The organism is Nonomuraea sp. NPDC001636, from assembly GCF_040298265.1.
In the GTDB taxonomy this organism is placed as follows: Bacteria; Actinomycetota; Actinomycetes; order Streptosporangiales; family Streptosporangiaceae; genus Nonomuraea.
In genome coordinates this window covers 98,708-124,745 of record NZ_JBEOZT010000027.1, presented here as the reverse complement: position 1 = coordinate 124,745, position 26,038 = coordinate 98,708, and the positions used below count along the sequence as shown (strand labels likewise).

Below are 26,038 nucleotides of genomic sequence, written 5' to 3'. Positions count from 1 at the left end.
TCATCCCCGATGACGGGATCAGCCCGACAGGCGGATGGGCATGATCAGGTAACGGTAGTCCGTACCTGCGCCTTCGTCCACAGGCTTGCCCCCTGTGAGGATGGCGGGTTTGGTCGAGGTCGTCATCTGCAGGCGCGCCACGTCGGAGTCGATCGCGCCGAGCCCCTCCAGCAGGAACTGGTGGTTGAAGGCGATGTTCATCTCCTCGCCCTCGTAATCCACAGGCAGTGCCTCGACGGCCTGCGCCTCGTCGCCGCTGCCGGCCTCCAGCACGACCTCGCCGCTCCTGAACGCCAGGCGCACGGGGGTGTTGCGCTCGGCGACCAGGGCCACGCGCTTGACCGCCTCGACGAACGGGCCTGTGGACAGGTCGGCGCGCGCGGAGAACTCCGTGGGCAGCAGCGAGCGGTACTTGGGGAACTCGGGGTCGAGCAGCCGCGTCGTGGTGCGCCGGCCCGCGCTGGAGAAGCCGATCATGCCCTCGCCGGTGCCTCCGGCCGAGCTGAGCGCGATCTCCACCTCGGCGCCGGTGGTGCCGAGGGCCTTGGCGGTGTCGGCGAGTGTCTTGCCGGGGATCATCGCGATCGCGGCGAAGTCCGGCTGGTCCGGCTGCCACTTGAGCTCGCGCACGGCGAGCCGGTAGCGGTCGGTGGCGGCGAGGGTGACGGTGTCGCCCTCGATCTCCATGCGCACGCCCGTGAGCATCGGCAGCGTGTCGTCCCGGCCCGCCGCGACGGCGACCTGGCCGACGGCGGAGGCGAACACGTCGCTGCCCACCCGCCCGGCGGCCGGCGGCATGGCCGGGAGCGACGGGTAGTCCTCCACAGGCATGGTCAGCAGGGTGAACCGCGCGCTGCCGCACGTGACGACGGCCTTGGCGCCTTCCACCACGAAGTCCACAGGCTGTGCGGGAAGCGCGCGCGTGATCTCGGCGAGCAGCTTGCCCGAGACCAGGACGACGCCCGCCTCACCGGTGTGGAGTTCGAGCGTGACCTCGGCGGAGACCTCGTAGTCGAACCCCGACAGCTTGAGCTGCTGGCCCTCCGTCACCTCCAGGCGCATGCCGGCGAGCACGGGCACCGACGGGCGCGCCGGGAGACTGCGTGCCGTCCATGCCACCGCCTCAGCGAGGACGTCTCGCTCGATTCGGAACATCACGGTGATCAGCCTCCTGGGTTCGTCGTTGATTCAAGTGTTCACTCTCCCGCACCGCGGTTCGGGGAGAACCCCTCTATGGGTCTTTGATTTTCTTAGTAAGAGAGATAAGAGGTCATCACACTAGGGGCTGTGGGAACTGTGGACAACTGATGTCCTCGCAGCTCAGTGCCCCTGTTTTCATCCACCGAGGGTGTGGGTGACGCCTGGGGGAAACTTCGCCGCCTGGGGATGGAGATTCGTCGCCCACAGGCCGTCCCCAGATCATGGTGTGTTCATCCACCGGTTATCCACGAGGTTTCCACAGGTTGTCCACGGGGTAAGAGGGGGCCTTCTGGAGTCCCAGATCGACTGTTCACAGGCCGTCCACACGTTATCCACGAGTCATCCCCAGGTTCTCCTCAGGATGTCCCCAGATTCGTCCCCAGCCCTTGTGGGTGGATTTTTCCCGGCATTGACGGTCGTACCGACGCGCCGATTTTGCGTTTCCGCTGGTCCACAGTGTTTTCCACAGGCTGTGTACGACCATCAAGATCCACGCTTGCTCTGTTTGATACGCATTGTCAGCTCGTTGACCTGGTTGTACATCGACCTGCGCTCGGCGATGAGCGACCGGATCTTGCGCTCGGCGTGCATCACGGTGGTGTGGTCGCGGCCGCCGAACTGCTGGCCGATCTTCGGCAGCGACAGCTCGGTCAGCTCGCGCGCCAGGTACATGGCGATCTGCCGGGCGTTGACGAGCGCGCGGCTGCGCGAGGTGCCGCACAGGTCTTCGATGCTGATGCCGAAGTAGTTGGCGGTCTCGGTCATGATGGCCGCGATCGTGATCTCGGTGTCGGACTCCGAGGTGATCAGGTCCTTCAGCACGACCTCGGCGAGCTGCAGGTCAACACCCTGCCTGTTGAGGCTGGCGAACGCGGTCACCCTGATCAGGGCGCCCTCCAGCTCGCGGATGTTGGTGGAGATCCGGCTCGCGATGTACTCCAGCACCTCGGGCGGCGCGGCCAGGCCCTCCTGGATGGCCTTCTTCCGCAGGATCGCGATGCGGGTCTCCAGCTCGGGCGGCTGGACGTCGGTGATCAGGCCCCACTCGAACCGGTTGCGCAGCCGGTCCTCCAGCGTGATGAGCTGCTTGGGCGCGCGGTCGCTGGAGATGACGATCTGCTTGTTGGCGTTGTGCAGGGTGTTGAAGGTGTGGAAGAACTCCTCCTGCGTCTGCTCCTTGCCCTCCAGGAACTGGATGTCGTCCACAAGCAGGATGTCGATCGCGCGGTAGCGGCCGCGGAAGCCGTCGGCCTTGTGGTCGCGGATGCTGTTGATGAAGTCGTTGGTGAACTCCTCCGAGCTCACGTATCTCACCCGGGCGCCGTCGTACAGGCTCTGCGCGTAATGCCCGATCGCGTGCAGCAGGTGGGTCTTCCCCAGGCCGGAGTCGCCGTAAATGAAGAGCGGGTTGTACGCCTTCGCGGGGGATTCGGCCACCGCCACGGCCGCGGCGTGCGCGAACCGGTTGCTGGCGCCGATGACGAATGTCTCAAATGTGTACTTCTGGTTGAGTCTGGCCGGCTCGCTGGGCTTGTTGCTCTTCGCTTCCCAGCGATTCGGCGCCGGCTCCGGCGCTTTCTCCACAGGCGGTGTGTACGGCTGCGCCTGTTCAAAAGAGAACGAAGGCTGTGGATATTCGGTGGACGCCGGCGGCTGCTCGGGCTGTGGAGAATAGAACTGCGGGGGCTCGGAGGCCTGGTAGTGCTGGGGTTGCACCGGCTGTGCGTAACGCGGCTGGCTATCCACACTCTGGGGATAAGGCACATTCACAGGCTGTTGATGGGCGTCTGGCAAAGGCTGCTCGGGAGCCGTGGTGTCGATCATCACGGCTAGCCGCATCGTCATCCCCAGTTCCTGGGACAGCGCGTGGGCCACCAGCGGGCGCAACTTGCCCTCGATGAGGTCCTTGAGGAAGTCGTTGGGGACGCCGAGCACGATCGTGTCGTCCGCGAGAGCGATCGGACGGACCATCGACAGCCAGGTGCGCTGCTGGATGGGCACGTTCTCGTTGAGGAAGTTGCCCAGGGCCCTCGCCCATACCGTGCCGAGGTCGACACCACTCATGGTGCGGCTCCCCTCCTTCCTCTCGCGGCCCCCCGCGATCGTTTATCCACATGACCGTGGTCGCCCCGAGCGGTCGGCGACCCCTTCGTCCACAGCGTGGCGGCAGGGCTTCGTACCCAGGTCCTCCACAGGAGATCCACAGGCTGTGCACGGTGTTTCCGGTGGTCCAGAAGGGCCGACAGTATCCATGTGCACAGCTGTGTTCAAGACGTTGTCCACAGCGTAGTGGCACCTGGATGCACAAACTGTGGACGTGGGCCCGGCGGTGGAAAAGTCGCCTGTGGATCAGTGGATAACCCGTTCGGTTTGACCTGGGACGCCGTTGGCCCGTAACGTACGACGGTCGGCTTGCCACGCGACGGCTATTTCGCGTGCCCTCGCTCCCACGGCAGGCCAGCCATGTGTGTATAAGCGCCCCTGGGCGCACCTTCAAGCCTGGAGCCCACCCGTGAGCAAGCGTACTTTCCAGCCGAACAACCGTCGCCGCGCGAAGACCCACGGCTTCCGGCTGCGGATGCGCACCCGGGCCGGTCGCGCCATCCTCGCCGCCCGTCGCCGCAAGGGTCGCGAGAAGCTGTCGGCCTGATCGACCCGCGCCCGAAGTCCGGCCCGTCGGTGTACCTCGCCGACGGGCGTTAGGCGTATACGGTGCTGTCCCGTCAATCCCGCATGCGACGCGGGGACGAGTTCGAAGCGGCGGTCCGACGCGGCAAACGCGCCGGACGCCCTACTTTGGTGGTGCATCTCAACCTTTCTGGGGAAGAGACACCTCTGGTTGGTTTCGTGGTGAGCAAGGCCGTTGGTGGCGCGGTGACCCGGAACAAGGTCAAACGACGGCTCCGACACCTGATGCGCGACCGTCTCGACCGGCTGCCGCGAGGTAGCCTGCTGGTGGTACGCGCCAATCCACCGGCCGCGTCCGCGTGCGTCGAGCAACTGGCCGCCGATCTCGACGCCGCGCTGGATCGTTTGCTCAGGCGGCGCGAGTCCTCGACGGGTGGACACAGATGACGGAGCAGCCGCAAGGGATGCCGGGCCTCGCCGCCCGGGCGCTGATCATCCCCATTCGGTTCTACCGGGCCTTCATCAGCCCGATGCTCGGTCCACGCTGCCGGTTCTACCCGTCGTGCAGCGCGTATGGGCTCGAGGCGATTGCCGTACATGGGGCATTGCGCGGCACATGGCTGACTGTCCGGCGCATCGGGCGGTGCCACCCATTCCATCCCGGAGGTATAGACCCGGTGCCCCCACGCCCGGTCCGGTCCCACGAAACGCAAGGGAGCTAGCTCGGTGGAGCTGTCCTGGCTCAATTGGCTGTACACGGCCGTCGCCCAAGTCATCACCTGGATCCACCAGGTCTACAGCACTTTCCTCGACCCCAACAGCGGGTTGACCTGGGCGCTGACCATCGTCACGCTGACCGTCTGCATGCGGATCCTCATCTTCCCGCTGTTCCTCAAGCAGATGCGGTCGTCGCGGAAGATGCAGGAGCTGGCACCGAAGGTCCAGGAGCTCCGCAAGCGCTACAAGAACGACAAGCAGCGCATGAACCAGGAGGTCATGGCGCTGTACCAGGGCGCGGGCGCCAACCCCCTCGGTGGCTGCCTCCCCGTCGTGGCGCAGTTCCCGATCTTCATCTCGATGTTCACCGTGCTGCGGGCCATCGCCGCCGACCAGGCCAAGTTCGGCATGTCGCAGGAGCTGGTCGACAGCGCCAAGCACGCGCTGATCATCAACGCTCCCCTGCCCGCCACGTTCTTCGAGGCCCCTGACATCGCCCAGAAGGTCGTCATCGGCTTCTTCGTGGCGATCAGCTCGCTGACCACGTTCCTCACCGTCCGGCAGAGCGTGACCCGCTCGATGGCGCAGATGCCGGACAACCCCATGGCGCAGCAGCAGAAGATCCTGATGTACATCTCGCCGCTGTTCGCCTTCTTCAGCCTCAACTTCCCGCTGGGCCTGATCCTCTACTGGGTCACCACCAACCTGTGGACGCTGGGCCAGCAGCACTGGTTCTACAGCCGGCACCCGATGCCGCAGTTCGACGCCAAGGGCAACGCCATCCCCGTGACGCCCAAGCCCGGCCTGGTGGCAAAGATGCGCAAGACCACTCCGGAAGAGGAGGCACCTCCCGCCCCGCCGGAGCCTAAGATCATTAGGCAGCAGCCCAGCCGCCAGTCCCGCAGCAAGCGCACCGGCAGCAAGAAGTCTTGAACACGAAGGAGAGGCCGGCCATGACCGAGGCCGAGCAGGAGAAGGCTCCTGATCTCAACGCGCTTGAGCAGGAAGGCGAGATCGCTGCCGACTACGTCGAGGGCCTTCTCGACATCGCCGACATCGACGGCGACATCGACATGGACGTCGAGGGCGACCGCGCCATGGTCTCCGTCGTCGGGCTCAAGGGCAACGAGCTGGTCGGGCCCGCCGGCGAGGTCCTGGAGGCGCTGCAGGAGCTGACCCGGCTGGCCGTCCACCGGCAGACCGGGGAGCGCTCGCGGCTCATGCTCGACGTCGCCGGCTACCGCGAGCGGCGCCGGGCCGAGCTGAGCAAGCTCGGCACCGAGGTCGCCAACCAGGTCAAGGACAAGGGCGAGCCGAAGGCGCTGCACCCGATGACGCCGTTCGAACGGAAGATCGTCCACGACGCGGTGGCGGCCGCCGGGCTGCGCAGCGAGTCCGAGGGTGAGGAGCCGCAGCGGTACGTGGTGGTCCTTCCCGCCTGAAACGTGCATGGTGAGCCGGTTCGGCCGTCTGTCGGCGCTTGGGTGCGCTGATGGGCGGCCGTTTCCGTGTCTATAGCTGTACGTACGGGATGCGGGGCCTATGTGGGCCGCTGGCGGGTTTGCGGGCTGGCATCCGTGCTGGTGCGGATCGATCCCTGTTTCTTGGTGTTAGGGCGTTTCTCGGCTTCTTCGTGCGCTGGCGATCTGGTTCGGCGCTGTTAGCGGGGGAGCGCGGGGTTTGTGCGTTGGTCTTGGTGTTCATCCCGAAAATTGCCTATGAGTGGTTCTTTCGGGTGATATGCGCTCTATGTCGTTTGCGGGGGATTTGATATCGAGGGTGGATCGGGAGGGGTACGCGGCGGCGTGCTCGACCGTCACCCACATGCCAGCCCGCTAGTCTTCCAGTGTGATCTCACATCTAGCCTTGGGTGGACACCACCCCTAGAACGTCGAGACACCCACCGTCGAACGCCCACCGGCATCACCGCCGAGCAGGCAACCTGAATACGAACACCACCTGAGACTGAGAAAGGGCCAGCATCCAGTGAGCGAAGAGCTTCCGGCGCCGCCGGACATAGCGCGGGACGTCTTCGCCGGGGAGGCATGGGACCGTGCGAACGCGTTCGCCGCGCTGCTGGCGGGTCCGGGCGTCGTCCGGGGGTTGCTGGGGCCGCGGGAGGTGCCGCGTATCTGGGATCGTCACCTGCTCAACTGCGCCGTGGTCGCCGAGGCCGTGCCGCCGGAGGTGCGGCTGGTGGACATCGGCTCGGGGGCGGGGCTGCCGGGGCTGGTGCTGGCCATCGTCCGCCAGGACATCGAGGTCACGCTGCTGGAGCCGTTGCTCCGCCGTACGGTGTTCCTGGAGGAGTGCGTCGAGGCGCTCAAGCTGGACAACGTCGAGGTGCTGCGTGGGCGGGCCGAGGACCTGGCGGGGGAGCGGGAGTTCGACGTCGCCAGTGCTCGGGCGGTCGCGCCGCTCGATCGGCTGCTGAAATGGGCCATGCCTCTTCTGCGTGAGGGCGGCGAGCTGATAGCCATGAAGGGGGAGCGAGCCGCCGGCGAGCTCGCCGAGGCCGAGTCCCAATTGCGGGCCTGCGGGGCCCGAACGGCCGAGCTTGTGACCGTCGGGCACGGTAAGGTCGAGCCGCCTGCAACATTGGTTCGGGTGGTAGCGGGTCGCGCGCCGGAGCGAGCCAGGCGGCGACGAAGGAGGTGACGGTTGTGCCAGTCGCGTCTTGCGGTCTTGGCTGGCCGGACAGCCGTCTGTCCGAGAGCCCGTCCGGGGTTGGATGGCCCGAAATGGGCGTGTCGCAACAGCAAATTCCCGGCACCGGCACACCACTGGTTGAAAGGATGGCCAACGTGACCCAGACCCCCCTGAACCCCGGTGATTCGCCGTTGGTACGAGAGGCGCTCAGTTCAGTGGTTTCACGTGAAACACCTGCCACCAGCCAACCGGCCGCCCCTCAGCCAGCCGCCGAGCAGCCGGCCGCCACCCAGCGGGGCGGCACCAGCGGCGACGGCGACAACTCCTGGCCTCGGCCGGCGAAGTGCAGAGTGATCGCGGTGGCCAACCAGAAGGGCGGCGTCGGCAAGACCACCACCTCGGTGAACATTGCCGCGGCCCTGTCGATGCACGGCCAGCGCGTCCTCGTGGTGGACCTCGACCCGCAGGGCAACGCCTCGACGGCCCTGGCCACCGAGCATCGCGGTGACGTACCGGATGTGTACCAGGTGCTCGTCGACGATCTGCCCATGGTGGAGATCGTCAAGCAGGTCCCCGAGATGCCGAACCTCTACTGCGCGCCTGCCACGATCGACCTGGCCGGCGCGGAGATCGAGCTCGTCTCGCTGGTGGCACGGGAGGCCCGGCTGCGGCGGGCGCTGGCGGCGTACGAGGCGGAGTTCGACTACATCATCATCGACTGCCCGCCGTCCCTCGGCCTGCTGACGGTCAACGCCCTGGTCGCGGCGGAGGAGGTCATGATCCCGATCCAGTGCGAGTACTACGCGCTGGAGGGCCTGGGGCAGCTCCTCAGGAACGTCGATCTCATCAAGGCGCACCTCAACCCGGCTCTGCGGCTCTCCACGATCGTCCTGACGATGTACGACGGGCGTACCCGCCTGGCCTCGCAGGTCGCCGACGAGGTGCGGTCGCACTTCGGGGAGACGGTGCTGAAGACCGTCATCCCGCGCAGCGTCCGGCTGTCGGAGGCGCCCAGCTATGGGCAGTCGGTCATGACGTACGATCCGGGGTCGAGCGGGGCGATGGCGTACATGGACGCGGCCCGGGAGATCGCCCACCGCGCCACCGTGGCCTGACCTCTGGCCGCTTGCGGGTCTTGTTGGGTACGGCTTGAGGGCGTGGGTTGCCATGCCCGTGCTCCAGTGTTCCTACGCCGGGTTGGTGCGGTGGACTCCGGTGGTGGGTGGTCTCGTTCGGCGCGAGTCGTGAGTTGGGCAGATTTGTAACCGTGTCGGCGTAAATCCCACGGGACTGTGTGTGGCGTGGGGGCACCCCGCTGGGCCCGCAACGGTAACCTCTCCTGGAGTGACCGGAATCGACCGGCTGGATGAGGAGACGCAGTGAGTCAGCAGCGGCGGGGATTGGGCAAGGGACTCGGGGCGCTCATCCCGACCGGACCCATCGTTGACGGCCCGGGTACGGCGCCCGCTCCCTCGAACGGATCCACGGTCGAGGCAGGCCCGAAGCCGATCGCTGGAGCGTACTTCAGAGAGGTCGCGCTGAGCGCGATCGTGCCCAACCCTCGTCAGCCGCGTGAGGTGTTCGACGACGAGCGCCTCCAGGAGCTCGCCGACTCCATCCGCGAGGTCGGCCTTCTGCAGCCGATCGTGGTGCGCTCCGTGGGCGGCGGCCAGTACGAGCTGATCATGGGGGAACGGCGCTGGCGGGCGTGCCAGCAGGTCGGTCTTGACCCGGTCCCGGCGATCGTCCGGAACACCCAGGACACCGACCTCCTCCGGGACGCGCTCATCGAGAACCTCCAGCGCGAGCAGCTGAACGCTCTGGAAGAGGCGGCCGCCTACCAGCAGTTGCTGGACGACTTCCAGGCGACCCACGAGCAGCTGGCCAGCAAGGTGGGGCGTTCTCGGTCTCACATCACCAACACGCTCCGGCTGCTCAACCTCCCGCCGGAGGTTCAGTCCCGCGTGGCCGCCGGCATCATCAGCGCGGGGCATGCCCGCGCTCTGCTCGGCCTGAGCAGTGCGGATGAGCAGGTTGAGTTGGCCAAGCGCATCGTGGCGGAGCTGCTGTCCGTGAGGGCGGTGGAGGAGATCGTCGCCATGGGCAGCGCGAAGGCCGCTCAGAAGGCGCCGCGTGAGCGGCAGGCGCCCAAGCCTACGGCTCCTGGGCTGACCCATCTGGCAGACCGGCTCTCCGACCACTTCGAGACGAAGGTCAAGGTCGACTTGGGGCGGCGTAAGGGGCGGATCGTGGTGGAGTTCGCGACGATCGACGACCTTGAGCGCATCATCGGGACGATGGCGCCCGAGGCGGCACGGGCGATGCGGGAGCGCGAGGATTGACCTTGCCTGTTTCACGTGAAACCACGCGCTCTTTCACGTGAAACCACTTCCTCCGGTCTTCTCGTCTCTTCTGCTTCTTTCTTCTCTCCGGTTCTCTTCTCCCTTCTGATCGCCTGAGTCCGGTCTTGTTTCGCCTTGGGGACGTGGTCGTAGGGCTGCGGCGTGGGTGCGGCAGACGTGGCGGGGGCCGGCCGGGTTGCCGCCTTGGGGCCGTTCCGGCTCGCTTCCGTTTGCCCGGGTCTCCGGATTGCTCAGCTCTTCGACTCGCCAGGCTTCCTGACTCCCCGGCTCGCTTGGCTCTCCACTTTGCTCGGCTCACCGGCACGCCCGGCTTTTCCGGTTCTTCCCTGGTTCGCTCAGGGTTGCGGTGATTGCTCGACGACTCCGGTCGCCTCGGAGCGGCGTGGCTGTGGTCGCGCCTAGGGGTGGTTGTTCAGCCTCGGCCGCTTCTCGGGCCGAACTGCGGGCAGCTGGGCTCTCCACCCACGCCCCACGCATCCGCTTCTGGATTGGTGAGTGGACGTGTTTCACGTGAAACGCCTGCCGACTCCGATCGGAGGGAGCGTGGCGGGTGGCGGTGTTTCACGTGAAACGGTGCCGGAGGCGGCTACGGGGTGGCTGCCTTGTGGAGGGCGGCCAGGAAGTCGTCCACGTGTTCTTCGGTGGTGTCGAAGGCGGTCATCCAGCGGACCGTGCCTGCGGTCTCGTCCCAGTAGTGGAAGAGGTAGTTCTGCAGGAGGGATTCGGAGATGGCGTGGGGGAGGGTGGCGAAGACGGCGTTGGACTCCACGGGGTAGGCGAGGGTGACGTCGGGGACGTCCGTGAGACCGTTCGCCAGGCGGAGTGCCATCTGGTTGGCGTGGGAGGCGTTGCGGTGCCACAGGTCGTCGGTCAGGAGAGCAGAGAGCTGGGCTGAGACGAAGCGCATCTTGGAGGCCAGCTGCAGCGACTGGCGGCGGAGGTAGGGGACCGCGTCCGTCAGGGACGGGTCCAAGACGACCACCGCTTCGGCGGCCATGGCGCCGTTCTTGGTGCCGCCGAAGCTGAAGACGTCCACGCCGACGTCCGTGGTGATGGCTTTCAGGGAGCAGTCCAGATGGGCGGCGGCGTTGGCGAGGCGGGCGCCGTCCACGTGGAGGCGTAGGCCGGAGGCGTGGGCCGTTTCGGCCAGGGCGGCGATCTCGGTGGGGGAGTAGCAAGTGCCCAACTCGGTCACCTGGGAGATGGAGACGACTGTCGGCTGAGGCTCGTGGTGCTGGCCGATGAGGTGGAGGTGGGCCTTGATGTCATCCGGGTGGAGCTTGCCCTGAGGGGTGGGGATGGTTCGGAGCTTCACGCCCAGGAGGCGTTCTGTGGCGCCCGTTTCGTGGGTGGCGATGTGGGCGGTGTCGGGGCAGAGGATGGCGTCGTAGCGGCCGAGCATGAGGGCGAGGCCGACCATGTTGGCGCCGGCCCCGTTGAGTACGGCGAAGCCTTCCGCTGCGGGACCGAACGTTTCCTTGATTTTGTGCTCGAAGGTCGATGTCCAGGTGTCGTCGCCGTAGGCGGGGGCGTCTCCCTGGTTGGCGGCGGTCATGGCGTTGAGGATGTCTGGGTGCACGCCGGCGTGGTTGTCACTGGCGAAGCTCTTCGGGTGGGCGGGATTGATCGGCACACCGCAAGGCTATGCAAGGCGCTTGGGCGGAGGCTGTAAGGGGCGGTGGCGCCGGGGCGGTTCTCGCGGATGCCTCATCAGTCGTTGTCTCCCGTCGGTGTTGCGCTGATGCTTCATCCGGTGGCCGTTGTCAGGGGTTCTGGGGCAGTGCGGGTGCGACCGGTCGCCTGTGCGGCAGGCGGCGGATGGTGTGCTGGGGTGGTCGACGGGGGCCGGTGGAAAGATGCATGGCTGCTGTCTGTGAGGCAGGCGGTCGCGACCAGCCGAGGCGTCGGAACAAGGCGGGGGCGCCCGATGGGGACGGGGCGGCCGATGGCGAGGAGGAGAAGGAGCCGGTGACGCCGAGGCGCGTGGCTTCGGCGCCGCAGAGCACCAGGGAGGCAAACCTTCAGGTGGGCGCCGTCGGTTCGGCGCACGGGATGGCGGGCGCGATGGGAAACGTCGGCACAGGAGCCCGGCAGGTGTTGGAGACACACGCTTAAGAGGCATGGATGAGGGGTGGGTGAGGAGAGCGTCCTTGAAGTGGATGCGCGGCGAGGTGTCAGGGAGAGTTGCTCGGCGACGGACAGCTGGGGCAGCGCTAATGATTGGCGACCAGCAGGCAGGCACGTTGAAGGAGAAGCGGTGGCGTGCTGCGGGGAAAGTCTTGGGGGGAGGCGCCGAGAAGCGGTCGCGATAGACGGCCAGGGAGAGGCGTTTATGAGCGGCGTGGAGGAGATTCCTGCCGAGAGAGAAGCGGTGCCGCGCTGTGGGGGAGACGTCTTGAGAGAAGTGCGCTGAAGGCAGTCACTGACAGGCGCCGAGGAGAGACGCGCTGAAAGACATGCGGTGGGCGAGGTGCTCAGCCGCGGGTGGCTGAGGGCGCGGTGGCGAGCAGTGGTCAGGGGAGTGCGACGGGAGACGGAAGCGAAGCGGCGTGGGAGGAGCGCCAAGGAGAGGTGTTGGTCGCAGGGCTCTGGTGCAGATGCGGGTGACGCCATGGGAAGGCGTTCCTGCGAAGGAAGGGAGAGGCCGACTTCGAAGGTGGGCGAGTGAGGAGACAAGAGCTCGTCTCAAGCATGAGATGGAGAGGGGAGGCGAGCAAACAGGGGGCGGATTCGGAGCGAGAGACGGGGAGGGGGGGCTCGCACGGGGGAAGTGAAGGAGTTGCCGGGCGGAGGATGGAGGAGCTGTCGCTGCGGGGAAGAGGGGCGCGGGCCGCGTGGAGAAGGAAGCAGCAGCCGCGTGACGGGAAGAGGGGTCATCGCCTGGCGGACGAGGGGAGGCCACCGCACAAGGGTGAGGGAGTAGCAGCCGCGCGCCGGAACGGGAGCGGTCGTCGCCTGGCGGATAAGGGCGCTGTCGTGGTGCGGACAATGGGAGGCATCGCGGGGGACAAGGGGTAGCAGCCGCGCGGAGAAAGGAACAGCCGCCGTGCGGGGGACGGGAGCGGTCATCGCCTGATGGGCCAAGGGGGCTGCCGGGCGGGGGCAACGGGCGGCGCCCGCGGCACGACAAGAGAGGGCAACCGTCAACAGCCGCGCGGCGGGACGAGAACGGTCATTGCCAGGCAGCAAAGGGGAGCCGTCGTGCGGCCGATGACGGTAGGTGCCGCGCGGGGAACAGTGGCAGCAGCCGCGCCCGAGGGCGGGAGCGGTGATTGCCCGACGGTCAAGGGGAGCTGTCGTGCGGCGGACAAGGTGAGTCGCCGAGTGGGCGCAGGAGCAGCGCCACGTGGAGCACGTGAGCGGTGGCCGCCTGGCGGACGAAGAGAGCTGTCGTGCGGCGGATATCGGGAGGCGCAGCGCGAGGGACAAGAGAGCAGGGCCGCGTGGAGACGCGAGTGGTGGTCCTGGCGGACGAGTGGGGGCCGCCGTACAAGGGGTGGGGGAGCAGCAGGCGCCGCGCGGCGGGACGGGAACGGTCATTGCCAGGCAGCCAAGGGGAGCTGTCGGGCGGCCGATGGCGGTAGGCGCCGCGCGGGGAACAGTGGCAGCAGCCGTGCGGGGGCGGGAGCGGTGGTTGCCCGGCGAGCAGGGGGAGCTGTCGGGCGGCGGATTACGGGAGGCACCGCGCGGGGGACGAGAGAGCAGCAGCCGCGTGGGAGAAGCGAGGGGTGGTCGCCGGGCGGACGAGGGGAGGCCGACGCACAAGGGTCGAGGGGGTAGCAGCCGCGCGGCGGGACGGGAGCGATAGTCGCCTGACAGAGGAGGGGGCTGTCGTGCGGCGGACAACGGGCGGCGCACGCGGCGCGACATAAGGGGCACGGGGGATGAGGGGACAGCTGTGCAAGAGACGAGGGCGGTAGTCGCCTGGCGGACATGGGGGCTGTCGTGCGGCGGACAACATGAAGGGCAGCACGGGGACGAGGGAGCAGCCGCTGTGCGGGGGGACGAGAGCCGTAGTTGGCTGACGGGCCAAGGGAGCTGTCGGGCCGCGGACAGCGGGGGCGCCCGCAGTATGACAAGAGGGCAGCAGCCGCGCGGCGAGAAGAACCTTCATCGTGCGGCGAGAAGAACCGTCGCCACACGAAGAAGAACAGTTGCCGCACGAGGAAGAACAGTTGCCGCGCGGCGAAGAACCGTCGCCGCGCGGCCGAGGAGAAGAGTCGCCGCGCTAGGAGCGAGCCAGGAGATGAGTCAGGGGCGGGGGCGGTGGGCGGCGTTTTGGAGGAGGGTGCGGCAGAGGTCGCCGAGGTCGCGCCCCGCTGCCTCCGCCGCCATCGGCAGCAGCGACGTCTCCGTCATCCCCGGCGCCACGTTCACCTCAAGGAAGTGCGGGTCGTCGGACGCGTCCACGATCAGGTCGGTACGGGAGATGTCCCGCAGCCCCAACGCCGTGTGCGCCGTCACGGCCATCCGGGCGCAGGCTTCGGCGGCGGCCGCGGAGAGGCGGGCGGGGGCGAAGAACTCGGTGTGCCCGGCGGTGTAGCGGGCGGCGTAGTCGTAGACGCCGGCGTCGGGGACGATCTCCACGGCGGGCAGCGCCACGGGCCCCTCGCCGAGGTCGACGACCGAGACCGACACCTCGACGCCCTCGACGTACCGTTCGATGAGGGCGGTGTCGCCGTAGGCGAAGCAGCCGACCATGGCGGCGGGCAGCTCTTCGGCCGTACGGACGATGGACGCGCCGAGCGCCGAGCCGCCGCGGGCGGGCTTGACGAACAGGGGCAGGCCGAGCCGGTCGATGATGCGGCCGAGCACGACGGTGGCGCCGAGGTCGTGGAAGGTCTCCCTGGGGAGGGTGACGGACTCGGGGGTGCGCAGGCCGACCGAGCGTACGACGGCCTTGGCGGTGGGCTTGTCGAAGGCCACGCGGCAGGCGTCGGGGCCGGCGCCGACGTAGGGCACGTCGAGGAGTTCGAGCACGGATCGGATCGCGCCGTCCTCGCCCGCGCCGCCGTGGAGGGTGACGAAGACCGCCTCGGGCGGGTCGGCGAGGATGGCGGGCACGAGGGAGGCGTCGGTGTCGCGGGCCTCCACGTCGATGCCCGTGGCGCGCAGCACCTCGCTCACCCGGCGGCCGGAGCGCAGGGACACCTCCCGCTCATAGGAGAGGCCCCCGGCCAGCACGAGCACGTGGCCCAGATCGCTCATCACATCTCCTCCGCTGATCGTACGCGTCCAACCGTACCGGCGGCTGGCGGCGAATGGTGTAGGTGAGGCCCGCACACGAGTACGGCCGGCGTCCCCGTCCCCGGGGAGCGCCGGCCGTACCGGGGAAGGCTAGGCCAGTTCGGGCCCCGGCGTGTCAACGCCGGCCCGCTCGGGACCGGATCCGGTGCCGAACATGTCCCGGAGCTGCATCTCCTGCTCGATCACCCCGGACAGGCGCCGGACGCCTTCGCGGATGCGGTCGGGCTCGGGGAAGCAGTAGGACAGTCGCATGTGCCGGGCGCCGCTGCCGTCGGAGAAGAACCCGGTGCCGGGCACGAACGCCACCCGCTCGGCCACGGCCCGCGGCAGGATCGCCTTGGAGTCGAGCCCTTCTGGCAGGGTCGCCCAGACGAAGAAGCCGCCGGCCGGCCGGGTCCAGGTGACCTCGGGCGGCATCAGGGCCTCCAGGGAGTCCAGCATGGAGTCGCGCCGCTCGCGGTAGAGCTCCTTGAAGGACTTGATCTGCTCCCGCCACGGCTGCGTGGCCAGGAACTGGCCCACGGCGAGCTGCGTGAACACCGAGTGCGACAGCACGGCCGACTCCATGGCCAGGATCAGCTTGTCGCGGATGGCGTGCGGCGCGAGCGCCCAGCCGACGCGGAAGCCGGGGGCGAGCGTCTTGGAGAACGACCCCAGGTAGACCACGCCGTCGGGGTTGTCGGCGCGCAGGGCGCGCATGGGCTCGCCGTCGAAGCCGAGCAGCCCGTACGGGTTGTCCTCGATGATGAGGATGCCGGCCCGCTGGCAGATGTCGAGCACCTGCTGCCGTCTGGCCAGGTTGAGCGTGACGCCGGCCGGGTTCTGGAAGGTCGGGATCGTGTAGAGGAACTTGACGGGAGCTCCGGCGGTCTCCAGCGCGTAGATGGTCTGCGCCAGCGATTCGGGCACGATGCCCTGATCGTCCATGGCGATGTGGACCACTTTGGCCTGGTAGGCGGAGAACGTCCCGAGGGCCCCGACGTACGAGGGGCCTTCGGCGAGCACGACGTCGCCCGGGTCGATGAAGATCCGGGTGATCAGGTCGAGCGCCTGCTGTGAACCGACGGTGACGACGACGTCGTTCGCCCCGGCCTCGATCCCCTCCAGCCGCATGACCTCGCAGATCTGCTCGCGCAGGTGCGGGTCACCCTGGCCGGAACCGTACTGCAGCGCGACCGTGCCGCGCGTGGTGACCAGGTCGGAGACCAGCTCGCCGACCATGTCGAGGGGGAGCGCCGTGACGTACGGCATGCCGCCGGCGAGCGAGACCACCTCGGGTCTCGACGCGACGGCGAAGAGAGCTCGGATCTCGGAGGCGACCATCCCGGTAGCTCGCGCGGCATACCGGTCGACGTAGGCGTCGATGCGCGACCCTTGGGTCGCGGGTGTCTGACCGTGATCAAGCTCTTCCGTCACGGCCCACCTCCTAGGTGTCATATCGGACCGAAATACCAGATTACGCCAGTCGGACATGTCCTTCGTGACCGGGCTCGACCGTCGTGGTATCCGCTGGCTGCATCTTCACTGAGCTACCATGCCACCAACGGACGCGGTTTTCGCGCGCTTTTCTGGGTCGACGATAGGGGCCGTAGTTGTCGCGCCGGCTGGTCAACATAACCCTGGACAATCTCGAAGATCTGCCACGCCGCTGCCGGCGGTGCGTGTTCTGGGAGCTCGATCCCGTCAGCGGCGAGCGTGCCATCCACTCCGGTGACTCCGGGCTGGAGAAGGAGGCCTGGATCTCCGGCACGCTGCTGGAATGGGGGAGCTGCGGGAAAATCGTCTACGTCGACGGGGTTCCGGCCGGGTTCGTCCTCTACAGCCCGCCGCTCTACAGCCCGCGTTCGCTGGCCTTCCCCACCTCGCCGGTGAGCGCCGACGCGGTGCTGCTGATGACGGCCCACATCATCCCCGAGTTCTCGGGCGGCGGGCTGGGCCGGATGCTGATCCAGGGCGTGGCGAAGGATCTGACCCGGCGCGGGGTGAAAGCCATCGAGGCGTTCGGCGACCTGAAGTGGGAAGAGCCTAGTTGTGTAGTTCCTGCTGAATACTTGCTTTCTGTGGGTTTTAAGACGGTTCGACCGCATTTGCGGTTTCCGCGCCTGCGTTTGGAGCTGAAGAGCGCCATCTCGTGGCGTGAGGACGTCGAGGTGGCCCTCGAACGCCTTCTGGGGTCCATGAGTCCGGAGCGCGCCCTTCGTCCCGTCTGACGGCTCTTGGGGGCCGAAGAAGGGCATACGAAAGCCCCCCGCGGGCACCGCCGCAGGGGGCTCTCACATGAGGGCGACTAGATGATGCCGTCGAGCTCGCGGAGCAGCATGGCCTTCGGCTTGGCGCCGATGATCTGCTTCACGACCTCGCCCCCCTTGTAGACGTTCATCGTGGGGATCTGGAGCACGCCGTACTGGCGGGGAACCTCGGGGTTCTCGTCGATGTTCAGCTTGACGATCTCAAGCTTGTCGCCGTGCTCGTTCGCGATCTCCTGCAGGATGGGCGCGACCTGACGGCACGGGCCGCACCACTCGGCCCAGAAGTCGACCAGCACGGGCTTGTCGCTCTTGAGGACCTCGGTCTCGAACGTGGCGTCGGTAACTGCCTTCACGGGGCGCTCCTTACTTCTCGTTGTTGGCCAGCCAGCGCTCGGAGTCGAGCGAGGCGGCACAGCCGGTGCCGGCCGCGGTGATGGCCTGGCGGTAGGTGTGGTCGACGACGTCGCCGGCCGCGAACACGCCGTCGATGTTGGTGGCGGTCGACGGCGAGGCGACCTTGATGTACCCGTCGTCGTCGAGCTCGACCTGGCCCTTGACCAGGTCGGTGCGCGGGTCGTGACCGATGGCCAGGAACAGCGCGTCGGTCGCCAGCTCGCACTCCTCGCCGGTCTTGACGTTGCGCAGCTTGACCGCCTCGACCTTGGTGTCGCCCAGCACGTCGACGACCTCGGAGTCCCAGACGAACCGGATCTTCTCGTTGGCGAACGCGCGCTCCTGCATGATCTTGCTGGCGCGCAGCTCGTCACGGCGGTGGACGACCGTCACCATGCGCCCGAACCGGGTCAGGAACGTCGCCTCCTCCATGGCGGTGTCGCCGCCGCCCACGACCACGATGTCCTTGTTGCGGAAGAAGAAGCCGTCGCAGGTGGCGCACCAGGACACGCCGTGGCCGGACAGGCGCTTCTCGTTCTCCAGGCCCAGCTCGCGGTAGCCCGAGCCCATGGACAGGATCACCGACTTGGCGTAGTACGTGTCGGTGTGGGTCTTGACGACCTTGGGGTTGGCCTCCAGGTCGACCTCGACCACGTCGTCGGCCACCAGCTCGGCGCCGAAGCGCTCGGCCTGCTTGCGCAGGTTGTCCATCAGGTCGGGACCCATGATGCCGTCGGGGAAACCGGGGAAGTTCTCCACGTCGGTGGTGTTCATGAGCGCACCGCCCGCCGTCACGGAGCCCTCGAAGACCAGCGGCTTGAGTTCGGCGCGCGCGGAGTAGACGGCCGCGGTGTAGCCCGCAGGGCCCGACCCAATGATGATCACGTTACGAACGTCGCTCAACGCTCCCACGCCTTCCTCGTCTGCTGTTTGCTTCGGGCTCAACAGATCCTAGGCCGCGCTGATTCCCGGCCCTGCCCGCGAAACGAAAGAGCCCGCCGAAGCGGGCTCTGACGTGGGCTTTCGATTACCAGCGGCCCAATGAGGGCTTGCGCAGGTTCTTGCAGTTGAACGGGTCGACGATGTCGATGCGCAGCTTCTTGGCGGCCTGGTCCTTCCAGGAGGCCACGATCAGCGCCTCCTGGCCGTTGTACTGGCCCTGGTCGACCGCGAACGTCTTCAGCTTCGAACGGGCGGCCACCTTGCCGACGCATCGGTCGACCCTGGCGGTGTCCGTGGGGCCTTCGAGGGCCGGAGCGGCGCCGAAGTACCCGAGCAGCGGCTGGCGCAGCTCCCGGTCGCTGTAGTTGTAGTTGCTGTCGGTCAGCGCGTAGGCCCTCGCCCGCTGGTGAGGCTTCGACGGTGTCACCGGCTGCGCCACCGTGGGCCCGGACGAACCGCCCGGTCCGCTCCCGCCGGCCAGCAACCCGCCCGAGACCGCCAGCGTGCCGACCACCACCGCGGCCGCCGCCGACGCCGCCACGGCGGGCATGGCCCACCTGCGCCGCCGTACCGACCTGGTCCGGGCCGGGACGATCGTGCCGTCGTCGGAGACCACGCCGAGACGTACCGGCTCGGGCGTCTCCGCCGCCGGCTGCTCCCACGGGGAGTCCCGCATGAGCCTGTCCCAGTCAGGTGCCTCCACGAGGTCGACGCCCCCGCGGCGGGACTCCGCCTCGGCGGCCAGCGCCTTGTCGATGCGCAGTGCGACACCCATCGGCATGGCCGGTGTTGGGGTCGCCGCGAGCACCTCGCGAACCGCCGCCAGGTCTGCCAGCAGCTCCCCACAGGGGTCGCAGACCGCGAGATGCTCGCGGACCCGGCGTGCCGTCGCGGCGTCCAAGAGACCCTCTGCCAGCTCGGCTAGGACCTCAAGATCGTAGTGCGTATCACCCGTCACGAAGTTCTGCTCCCTTCGCGGATGAGACGCGATTGAGGTCCGAACGGTTCCGCAGATGCGAAAGAATTGGGGCAAGTTTCGCGCGGCCCCGTGCGCATCTGCTCTTCACGGTGCCGCTGGGCACCTGAAGCACCTGAGCTGCGTCTTCGACGGAATACCCCATCATGTCCACGAGCACGAGAGCCGCCCGCTGGTCGGCGGGCAGCAGTTTCAGAGCGGCCGAAACCTCCATCGAGACCTCGCGCTCGACGGTCTGGTCGGGGAGCGGGCTGTCCCGCTCGGCGGCCTCGATCAGTTCGTCGTCGGCCACCGGACGGACGGACTTGCGCCGCATCCGGTCGAGGCAGGCGTTGACGACGATGCGGTGGAGCCAGGTGGTGACGGCCGCCTCGCCTCGGAACGAGGCAGCCTTGCGATATGCGGAGACGAACGCGTCCTGAACGGCGTCCGCCGCCTCGTCAGGGTCACCGAGAGTACGCAGCGCGACCGCCCACATGCGGTCACGGTGCCTTTTGACGATCTCGCTGAACGCGTGTGGATCCCCGTTGATGTGCGCGGTCAGCAGCTCGGCGTCTGTGATCGCCGGCCGCTCCGCTGGTGAGGGTGTCTCGGGTGGGGAGTTCACAAGAGAGATTCCTGATTTATGCCGATCCGGGAGAATGCACCACTACTTCATAGATGGTGCCACGAAACTGGCCCGCATCTGCCGGAACGCGCGTAAACCAGATCAAAACGTACCGACCGCTTGCCGGGTCGCCGGGGGTCAGGGTGGTCTTGCCCGACGCGCTCTTCTCGGTCGCGACGGTCTTGAGCGAGCCGAGCTCGGGGGAGTCGCCCACCTTCAGCTCGACGCTCGCGCCGCCGGCCTTGCCCAGCGTAGCCACCACGTCGCTGATCTGCATGGACTTGCCCATGTCGAGCAGCAGGCCGACGCCCTTCTTGAGGTTTCCCAGCTCGGCGTTGCCGTAGCTCTGGGTCGTCCAGGCCGTGCTGGGCTTGCCGTCGATGGCCAGCCCGGCGATGTCGGACTTCTCGTCGCCGTCGTCGCCGAGCGGGTCGAAGCCCTTGGCCTTGTCGGGCTTGACGGCCTGGGCCGAGGCCGAGGCGGAGGACTTGCCGGTGGTCGGGCTGACCGACGCCTCGGGGGTGGCGGGGCTGCCGAGGCTGCGGCCGATCGTCCAGGCGCCGACGCCCACGGCGGCGATGACCAGCAGCACCACCAGCGTCATCAGCACCCGGTTGAGCACACTGCCGCCGCCCTGGTTGGGCGGCCGGCGCGGCACGGGCGGCGGTGGCGGCATGGTGCGCTGCTGCCGGTGGGCGATGTCGAGGCCCTCGGTGTGCGAGGCGGAGGCGACCGCCGGCGTCGAGGGGTAGGAGATGGCGATCGGCATGGGCCGGGCCACGTCGGCCAGCGCCTCGGCCACCTCGGACGGGCTCGACAGCGCCCCCTGCCCCCTGCGCGACTCGGGAAGGCAGGCGCGGACGGTGACGGTGTCCAGGTAGTTCGGGACGCCGGCGGTGACCTGCCGCGGCGAGCAGAAGTGCCCGTCGATCATGGGAGCGGCGGGCAGGCCGCCCTCCTCCTCGTCGCCGGGCCAGTGGCCGGTCAGGCCGGCGTACAGCAGCCTGCCCAGCCCCTCGGCGTCGTCGAGGGCGGGCTGGTCGGTGGTGAGCCCGGACAGCGCGGCGTCGACGGCCACGCCGAGCACCTTGACCGTGTTGCCCGTCGTCCACACCAGGTGGGACGGGCGCAGGCACAGGTGGTAGAGCTTGGCCTCATGGGCGTGCGCCAGCGCCTCGGCGGCCTCGGCCACCAGGCCGGCCGCGCGGTCGGGCTCCAGCGGGCCGGCGGCGAGCAGGTCGGTCAGCGTCTCGCCGGTGACCCACTCGCTGACCACGTAGGAGTGCTTGTCGTCCTCGCCGGCGTCGAACACCTGCGTCAGGCGCGGGTCGGTGAGCCGGCTCGCGGCACGGGCGGCGGTGACGACCTCGTGCACGCGCGGGAAGTCGGGACCGAACGTGTGCACCGCCACCGGGCGGGCGAGGATCTCGTCGATCGCCTTCCACAGGGTCGCGCCGTCGGACTCGGTGACGCGGTCCTCCAGCCGGAAGCGCTCGGCCAGTCGGGTGCCGGGTTCCACGGCCGACGTGCTCACAGGCTCTCTCCGCTAGGCCGATCGGGCGTGCTCATGACTCGACTCACCTGCGTGGTGGTGTCCCACGTAGGCACGCTATGCCGGGTGGATCCGCCCACGCCCCTCCTGCTTCCATTCGCGCGTGTCGGGCACCATGGTAGTGCCGAGTCGATTCCGCCCGCGTTCTTTGCCAACGGGAAACTCGTCAGCCGTCGTGGTCAAGTCCGTCCATATGCCGGATTTCCCAATTACTACCGACCTACGCGTCTGGCGACCATACCAACGAGTGAGTTGACCTCCGCTATGCGCATCCTGTGGGCGACGGCGAGATAGAGCAACAGTCCCAGCCCACCACCCACCGCCAGGACAATCAGCGAGTTGACGAAACCGAGACCACCGGACAGCTGAGTGACCACCCAGACCGTGAGCAGCCCCAGCACGGCCGTGGGCAGCGAGGCCAGGTACATCCTGGTCAGCGCCGTGCCGATGGTCCAGCCGCCCAGGCCCTGGACGCGGCGGCTGGCCAGCGTCCAGGCCAGGACCGCGCCCAGCCCGTACGCGACGGCGTACGCCAGCGCCAGGCCCATCACCGCGTAGCGGGCGGGCAGCAGCACGAAGAAGATCACCATGAGCAGTGCGTTGACCGCGGTCGTGCCGGCCCCCACGAACACCGGCGTACGGGTGTCGCCGAAGCTGTAGAACACCCGCAGCAGGAGCTGGAACACCGCGAACGGCACCAGCGCCAGGCCGTAGACCTGCAACACGTTCCCGATGTAGACGGCGTCGGCGACGCTGTTGGCGCCGTGGCCGTAGATCGGCACGGTGACCGCCGGGCCGAGCACCATCAGCAGCAGCGAGACCGGCACCATGAGCGAGCAGATGAGCCGCACGCTCGACCCGAACTCGCTGCGCACGTCGTCGAGCCGGCCCTCGCCCACCGCCCGGCTCATCCGGGGCAGCATCGCCGTGATCACCGACACGCCGATGATCCCGTACGGCAGCTGGAAGAGCTGGAACGCCAGCGTGTACGGGCTGATGCCGTGGCCGGCCACCTCGTTGCCCGCCGAGCTGGCCAGGTTGGTCGTCAGCATGAACCCGAGCTGGGTGACCACCACGTAGCCGATGGTCCAGACCCCGGCCTTGCCCATCTCGCCCAGCCGGGCGTTGCGCACGTCGAAACGCGGCACGAACGAGAACCCCACCCGCTTCAGCGCGACGATCAGCACCACCGCCTGGGCGACGATGCCCGCCGTGGTGCCGAGACCGAGCAGCGCGAGGTCGCCGGTGGTGACCGCCTCGATGTCGGACCCGCTGCCGACCACGGCGTAGGCCACGAACACGCAGATGACGACCAGGTTGTTGAGCACCGGAGCCCACATGGGGGCGCCGTAGCGGTCGCGGGTGTTCAGGATGGCGCCGGCGACCGCGCCGATGCCGAAGAAGGCGAGCTGCGGCAGGATGAACCGGGCCAGCATGACCCCGGTCTCGAACTTGATGCTGCCGCGGTCCCAGTCGGTGTACAGGTCGATGAGCAGCGGCGCGCCGAGCACGGCCACCACGGCCACCACGACCAGCACGGCGGTGGCCAGCGTCAGCAGGCGCTGCTCGTAGGCCCGGCCGCCGTCGGCGTCGTGCTGCTGCGCCCGGACGATCATCGGCACCACGACGCTGCTCAGCACGCCGAGCAGCAGCAGGTCGAGGATGCTGTACGGGATCGCGTAGGCCGCGTTGTAGGAGTCGCCCAGCGCCGCGGTGCCGATGGCGTAGGCCAGCACCATCGTGCGGGCGAACCCGGTGACCCTGGACACCATCGTGCCCGCCGCCATGATGGCGCTGGCCCGCAGCATGCGGCTCATATGGTCTCACTCTCCCGGGATTTGCCCGCTCGCGCGAGCCGTCGCTCGGACCGGCGGCGCAGGATCCGCGTCACGACGGCGGCGAGCATCACCGTCAGCGCGGCGCCCACGATGACCAGGGCGATGCCGGTGTAGCCGGTGGTGCGGATGGTCAGTCGTTCCGGCTTGCCGTAGGGCAGGCCGTCGATCGTGCGCAGCTGCACGGTGACGGTGGCGTCGCCGCTGGTGGTGGCGGTCATCGTCACTTGGCGCGTGCCGCTCAGGTTGCCGTCGATGACCAGCGGCTCCGGCGGGAGCGGCTTGATCTGCAGCCGCCCGGGGTTGTTGGACTTGACGTCGATGTAGAGGGTGATCGGCTTGTCCAGCGAGTTCTTCACGCTGATGGGCACCACGCCGTTGCTGCCGGCGAGCGTGCGCGGTGCGTCGGTCACCTGGATCTTGTCGATGCGCTCGTCCACGGCCGTGCCGACGAGCTTGGTCACCGCGCGGCCGGCGCGGGTGTTGTTGCGCCAGGCCGAGGAGGTGAGCCTGAGCACCGCGGCGTCGAAGGCCGAGGGCGTCCTGGTGCCGGCGACCGAGGCGGTGACGGAGGCGGTGAGCTGCGCCTGCGTGGCGACCTCCTTGACGGGGGCCAGGTACTTGGCGCTCAGCTCCTCCTTGCGGTCCTGCTCGGTGTAGGTGAGCCCGGCCCGCGGCGTGGCCGTCTTGCTCGGCTTGATCGAGTCGAGCTTGGTCAGCGAGAGCCACGGCAGCTTGCCGGCGGTCTTCAGCAGGCTGGTGACCAGCGTCGGGTTGGGGTCCCAGCGGCGCGACGGCGCGACCACCAGCGACCGCGGCTCGACCTGCCCGGTCTCGGCGGCGATCATCGCGGTCTCGGCGATGAAGCGCTGCGAGCTGAGCAGGACCGTCGTGGGCGCGGTCGGCTCGAACAGCCGGCTCAGCTCGGCGTCGGCGACCAGCGCCTTGATCGGGCCGGCGACGCTGTCGAGCGTGGCGGCGGCGTCGGGCGTGTGGCTGACGGGCGGCTGCGGCGGCAGGTTGGTGGAGTTGAGCAGGACGGTGGTGACCTTGCCGGGGCTGACCGAGAGCAGGTCGAGCGCGTCGGCGTCGAGCACGCCCGCGGGCGGCCAGTTGATCGAGGTCTGGGCGTTGCGGTTGAGCAGCGCCCGTGCGGTCTGGCCGCCGAGCTCGATCGCCCGGCCGGGCTGCGCGTCGAGCCCCTGATGGGCCAGGGCCGCCACGTCGGGGTCGCCGTAGGGGGTGGCGATGACGGGGGAGGAGGCCAGCGCCGTGCTCATGGTGGACAGCCAGGTGCCGGCGGTGTCGTTGGCCGGTTTGCCTTCCGTGCCGTTCTTGGTCCTGACGTGGTAGCCCTTGGTCATCGCCTTCAGGTCGTCGAGCAGCGACGGCTCGACGAACCAGGTGACGCTCTTCGGCGCCGCCTGCGCGATGCGGGCCAGGTCGGCCAGGCGGCCCTTGCCGCTGAGCGACTGGCTCAGCTTGTCGTCGACGAACAGCGTCTCGTCGGAGCCGCGGTGGGGCTGGTCGATGACGGGCAGGGCGACGGCCAGCTTGTTGCGCGGCAGCTTCGGCGTGGTGGGCGGGGCATAGGTGAGGAACGTGCGCTGCGCCGAGATCGGCACTTCGTTCTGGGAGACGTCGACGGCGATCCGGTAGACGCCGAAGGCGCGGTAGCCGAGCTGGATCGGGGTCGCCGTGAACGTCCAGGTGGCCTGCCCGCCGACGGCCAGGGCCGGGATGTCCATGGCCGAGGTGCGGGAGACGTTTCCGGGCAGCGTGGCGTTGTTCTGGTCGATCTGGTACGCCGCCATGGAGGCGCGGTCGTAGAAACGTTCGCTCGTGTAGCGCAGGCGTACGCGGAGGGGGCCGAGCGCGGTTCCGGTGTCGTTGCGGACCGTGCCGGTGAACTTGATCTCGTCGGTCGGGCTGGTGGTGAACTGTGGCGTGATCGACGTGATGGAGACCGAGAGCGTCTCCCGCGCCGCCTCCACCGTGGCAGCGGAGTTCGGCGCCGCCGCCACCATGGGGGCGAGCGACGCGACGGACATCACGGCGAGCAGCGCGATCTTACGGATCACACGCATGCCAGAGCTGGGGTACGACGGCGCACGCCCGCAATGGTACGGGTTCAGTGCCGCGGCGCGACCGCCTCGCGTGTTCCCCGTGGTCGGGGCGTACGCAGGTCGACGGTCTTGCCGGTGAGGAGATTCAGCAGGTCGAGCGCACGAAGACAGAGTGCGGTGTGCCGTTCGCCGGTGGCGGTGAAGACCGCCATGTCGTCGGCGACGAGCCGGTCGTCGATGAGCACCGGAAGCGACTCCGGCAGCAGCAGCGGGCAGACGAGCCCGTCGGTGTAGTCGGTGGCCGAGTTGACCAGGAAGGCCGGCGCCGGCCGCACCTGGCGGGCGCCCAGCAGGCCCCCGACGACGCCGGGCTGGGGCGGGTTCGCCGCCGTGGCGACGACGGCGACGACGACCTCGCTGCCGATCCTGGTGGCGACGTCGAACATGGTGACCACGACGCACCGCCCGGGCTCCGCGCGGACCGTCTCAGGCAGTTCCTCCGCGCAAGTCATGGGGCGCGGAAGGCGTACGATCTCATGATGGACCTGGTGTGCGAGGAGCCAGCGGTGGATCGCGAGGGCGTCCTTCATGAAGTCCTCCTCCGTCTCGCCCTG

22 protein-coding genes are annotated in these 26,038 nt (G+C 68.4%); 9 read left to right on the top strand and 13 right to left on the bottom strand.

Going from position 1 to position 26,038, the window contains the following annotated elements; all coding sequences use genetic code 11:
• Nucleotides 1–18: 18 nt before the first annotated feature.
• Nucleotides 19–1,158, bottom strand: coding sequence for a DNA polymerase III subunit beta (gene dnaN, locus ABT158_RS38825; protein ID WP_352362305.1), 1,140 nt, complete (start codon nt 1,156–1,158; stop codon nt 19–21).
• Nucleotides 1,159–1,683: 525 nt separating this feature from the next.
• The gene (gene dnaA, locus ABT158_RS38820; protein WP_352362303.1) at nt 1,684–3,264 is read right to left on the bottom strand and encodes a chromosomal replication initiator protein DnaA; all 1,581 of its coding nucleotides are present in this window, start codon (nt 3,262–3,264) and stop codon (nt 1,684–1,686) included.
• A 448-nt stretch (nt 3,265–3,712) separates the two neighbouring features.
• Here dnaA and rpmH point away from each other — a divergent pair, with 448 nt between their 5' ends.
• The 8 genes from rpmH to ABT158_RS38780 all read left to right on the top strand — a co-directional run bounded on the left by rpmH (nt 3,713) and on the right by ABT158_RS38780 (nt 9,536).
• The gene (gene rpmH / locus ABT158_RS38815) at nt 3,713–3,850 is read left to right on the top strand and encodes a 50S ribosomal protein L34 (protein WP_043614899.1); all 138 of its coding nucleotides are present in this window, start codon (nt 3,713–3,715) and stop codon (nt 3,848–3,850) included.
• Nucleotides 3,851–3,933: 83 nt separating this feature from the next.
• Nucleotides 3,934–4,275 carry a ribonuclease P protein component gene (gene rnpA / locus ABT158_RS38810; RefSeq protein ID WP_387671795.1) on the top strand — a complete coding sequence of 114 codons (342 nt, stop codon included), beginning with the start codon at nt 3,934–3,936 and terminating at the stop codon, nt 4,273–4,275.
• A 17-nt stretch (nt 4,276–4,292) separates the two neighbouring features.
• Nucleotides 4,293–4,550 (top strand): membrane protein insertion efficiency factor YidD, encoded by a 258-nt coding sequence (gene yidD / locus ABT158_RS38805; protein WP_352322972.1) that lies wholly within the window; start codon nt 4,293–4,295, stop codon nt 4,548–4,550.
• Nucleotides 4,551–4,554: 4 nt separating this feature from the next.
• Nucleotides 4,555–5,478 (top strand): membrane protein insertase YidC, encoded by a 924-nt coding sequence (gene yidC / locus ABT158_RS38800; RefSeq protein ID WP_352362300.1) that lies wholly within the window; start codon nt 4,555–4,557, stop codon nt 5,476–5,478.
• Between the two features lie 20 nt (nt 5,479–5,498).
• The gene (locus ABT158_RS38795; protein WP_352362298.1) at nt 5,499–5,987 is read left to right on the top strand and encodes a Jag family protein; all 489 of its coding nucleotides are present in this window, start codon (nt 5,499–5,501) and stop codon (nt 5,985–5,987) included.
• A gap of 544 nt (nt 5,988–6,531) precedes the next feature.
• A complete protein-coding gene (rsmG, locus tag ABT158_RS38790) occupies nt 6,532–7,203 on the top strand; it encodes a 16S rRNA (guanine(527)-N(7))-methyltransferase RsmG (RefSeq protein ID WP_352322967.1) in 672 nt (223 codons plus the stop codon).
• Nucleotides 7,204–7,340: 137 nt separating this feature from the next.
• Entirely contained in the window at nt 7,341–8,309 is a 969-nt protein-coding gene (locus ABT158_RS38785) for a ParA family protein (protein ID WP_502911604.1), read from the top strand.
• Between the two features lie 264 nt (nt 8,310–8,573).
• The gene (locus ABT158_RS38780; protein WP_352362294.1) at nt 8,574–9,536 is read left to right on the top strand and encodes a ParB/RepB/Spo0J family partition protein; all 963 of its coding nucleotides are present in this window, start codon (nt 8,574–8,576) and stop codon (nt 9,534–9,536) included.
• A 607-nt stretch (nt 9,537–10,143) separates the two neighbouring features.
• On the opposite strand, the gene ABT158_RS38775 is transcribed toward ABT158_RS38780, so the two are convergent.
• From ABT158_RS38775 to ABT158_RS38765, 3 genes are all read right to left on the bottom strand, one after another.
• Complete coding sequence (locus tag ABT158_RS38775; protein WP_352362292.1) at nt 10,144–11,190, bottom strand: threonine aldolase family protein; 1,047 nt, start codon at nt 11,188–11,190, stop codon at nt 10,144–10,146.
• Between the two features lie 2,618 nt (nt 11,191–13,808).
• Complete coding sequence (locus ABT158_RS38770) at nt 13,809–14,765, bottom strand: D-alanine--D-alanine ligase family protein (protein WP_352362290.1); 957 nt, start codon at nt 14,763–14,765, stop codon at nt 13,809–13,811.
• A 129-nt stretch (nt 14,766–14,894) separates the two neighbouring features.
• Nucleotides 14,895–16,241 (bottom strand): aminotransferase-like domain-containing protein, encoded by a 1,347-nt coding sequence (locus ABT158_RS38765; protein ID WP_397178812.1) that lies wholly within the window; start codon nt 16,239–16,241, stop codon nt 14,895–14,897.
• Nucleotides 16,242–16,396: 155 nt separating this feature from the next.
• Here ABT158_RS38765 and ABT158_RS38760 point away from each other — a divergent pair, with 155 nt between their 5' ends.
• Complete coding sequence (locus ABT158_RS38760) at nt 16,397–17,014, top strand: GNAT family N-acetyltransferase (protein ID WP_352322962.1); 618 nt, start codon at nt 16,397–16,399, stop codon at nt 17,012–17,014.
• A 77-nt stretch (nt 17,015–17,091) separates the two neighbouring features.
• On the opposite strand, the gene trxA is transcribed toward ABT158_RS38760, so the two are convergent.
• The 8 genes from trxA to ABT158_RS38720 form a co-directional block, all read right to left on the bottom strand.
• Nucleotides 17,092–17,406 carry a thioredoxin gene (gene trxA, locus ABT158_RS38755; protein WP_352322961.1) on the bottom strand — a complete coding sequence of 105 codons (315 nt, stop codon included), beginning with the start codon at nt 17,404–17,406 and terminating at the stop codon, nt 17,092–17,094.
• 10 nt (nt 17,407–17,416) lie between these two features.
• Nucleotides 17,417–18,349 (bottom strand): thioredoxin-disulfide reductase, encoded by a 933-nt coding sequence (gene trxB / locus ABT158_RS38750; RefSeq protein ID WP_352362285.1) that lies wholly within the window; start codon nt 18,347–18,349, stop codon nt 17,417–17,419.
• A gap of 124 nt (nt 18,350–18,473) precedes the next feature.
• Nucleotides 18,474–19,346 (bottom strand): anti-sigma factor family protein, encoded by an 873-nt coding sequence (locus ABT158_RS38745; RefSeq protein ID WP_352362283.1) that lies wholly within the window; start codon nt 19,344–19,346, stop codon nt 18,474–18,476.
• A complete protein-coding gene (gene sigM, locus ABT158_RS38740; protein WP_352322958.1) occupies nt 19,336–19,971 on the bottom strand; it encodes an RNA polymerase sigma factor SigM in 636 nt (211 codons plus the stop codon). Before sigM ends, ABT158_RS38745 begins: the two co-directional genes overlap by 11 nt.
• Before the next feature lie 16 nt (nt 19,972–19,987).
• Nucleotides 19,988–21,505: a protein kinase family protein gene (locus ABT158_RS38735; protein ID WP_352362281.1), complete on the bottom strand. Its 1,518-nt coding sequence runs from the start codon at nt 21,503–21,505 to the stop codon at nt 19,988–19,990.
• Between the two features lie 230 nt (nt 21,506–21,735).
• Nucleotides 21,736–23,340, bottom strand: a complete 1,605-nt coding sequence (gene murJ / locus ABT158_RS38730) for a murein biosynthesis integral membrane protein MurJ (protein WP_352362279.1) — start codon at nt 23,338–23,340, stop codon at nt 21,736–21,738.
• Nucleotides 23,337–25,445 carry a DUF6049 family protein gene (locus ABT158_RS38725; protein WP_352362277.1) on the bottom strand — a complete coding sequence of 703 codons (2,109 nt, stop codon included), beginning with the start codon at nt 25,443–25,445 and terminating at the stop codon, nt 23,337–23,339. Before ABT158_RS38725 ends, murJ begins: the two co-directional genes overlap by 4 nt.
• A 44-nt stretch (nt 25,446–25,489) precedes the next feature.
• Nucleotides 25,490–26,014, bottom strand: coding sequence for a YbaK/EbsC family protein (locus ABT158_RS38720; protein ID WP_352362275.1), 525 nt, complete (start codon nt 26,012–26,014; stop codon nt 25,490–25,492).
• Nucleotides 26,015–26,038: the final 24 nt, after the last annotated feature.

What these genes read in the sequence shown, in the direction of transcription:
- dnaA (WP_352362303.1), bottom strand. Translation starts at nt 3,264, where the DNA reads ATGAGTGGTGTCGACCTCGGCACGGTATGGGCGAGGGCCCTGGGCAAC.
- rnpA (WP_387671795.1), top strand. Translation starts at nt 3,934, where the DNA reads ATGCGACGCGGGGACGAGTTCGAAGCGGCGGTCCGACGCGGCAAACGC.
- yidD (WP_352322972.1), top strand. Translation starts at nt 4,293, where the DNA reads ATGCCGGGCCTCGCCGCCCGGGCGCTGATCATCCCCATTCGGTTCTAC.
- ABT158_RS38795 (WP_352362298.1), top strand. Translation starts at nt 5,499, where the DNA reads ATGACCGAGGCCGAGCAGGAGAAGGCTCCTGATCTCAACGCGCTTGAG.
- ABT158_RS38785 (WP_502911604.1), top strand. Translation starts at nt 7,341, where the DNA reads ATGGCCAACGTGACCCAGACCCCCCTGAACCCCGGTGATTCGCCGTTG.
- ABT158_RS38770 (WP_352362290.1), bottom strand. Translation starts at nt 14,765, where the DNA reads ATGAGCGATCTGGGCCACGTGCTCGTGCTGGCCGGGGGCCTCTCCTAT.
- ABT158_RS38765 (WP_397178812.1), bottom strand. Translation starts at nt 16,241, where the DNA reads ATGACACCTAGGAGGTGGGCCGTGACGGAAGAGCTTGATCACGGTCAG.
- murJ (WP_352362279.1), bottom strand. Translation starts at nt 23,340, where the DNA reads ATGAGCCGCATGCTGCGGGCCAGCGCCATCATGGCGGCGGGCACGATG.
- ABT158_RS38725 (WP_352362277.1), bottom strand. Translation starts at nt 25,445, where the DNA reads ATGCGTGTGATCCGTAAGATCGCGCTGCTCGCCGTGATGTCCGTCGCG.
- ABT158_RS38720 (WP_352362275.1), bottom strand. Translation starts at nt 26,014, where the DNA reads ATGAAGGACGCCCTCGCGATCCACCGCTGGCTCCTCGCACACCAGGTC.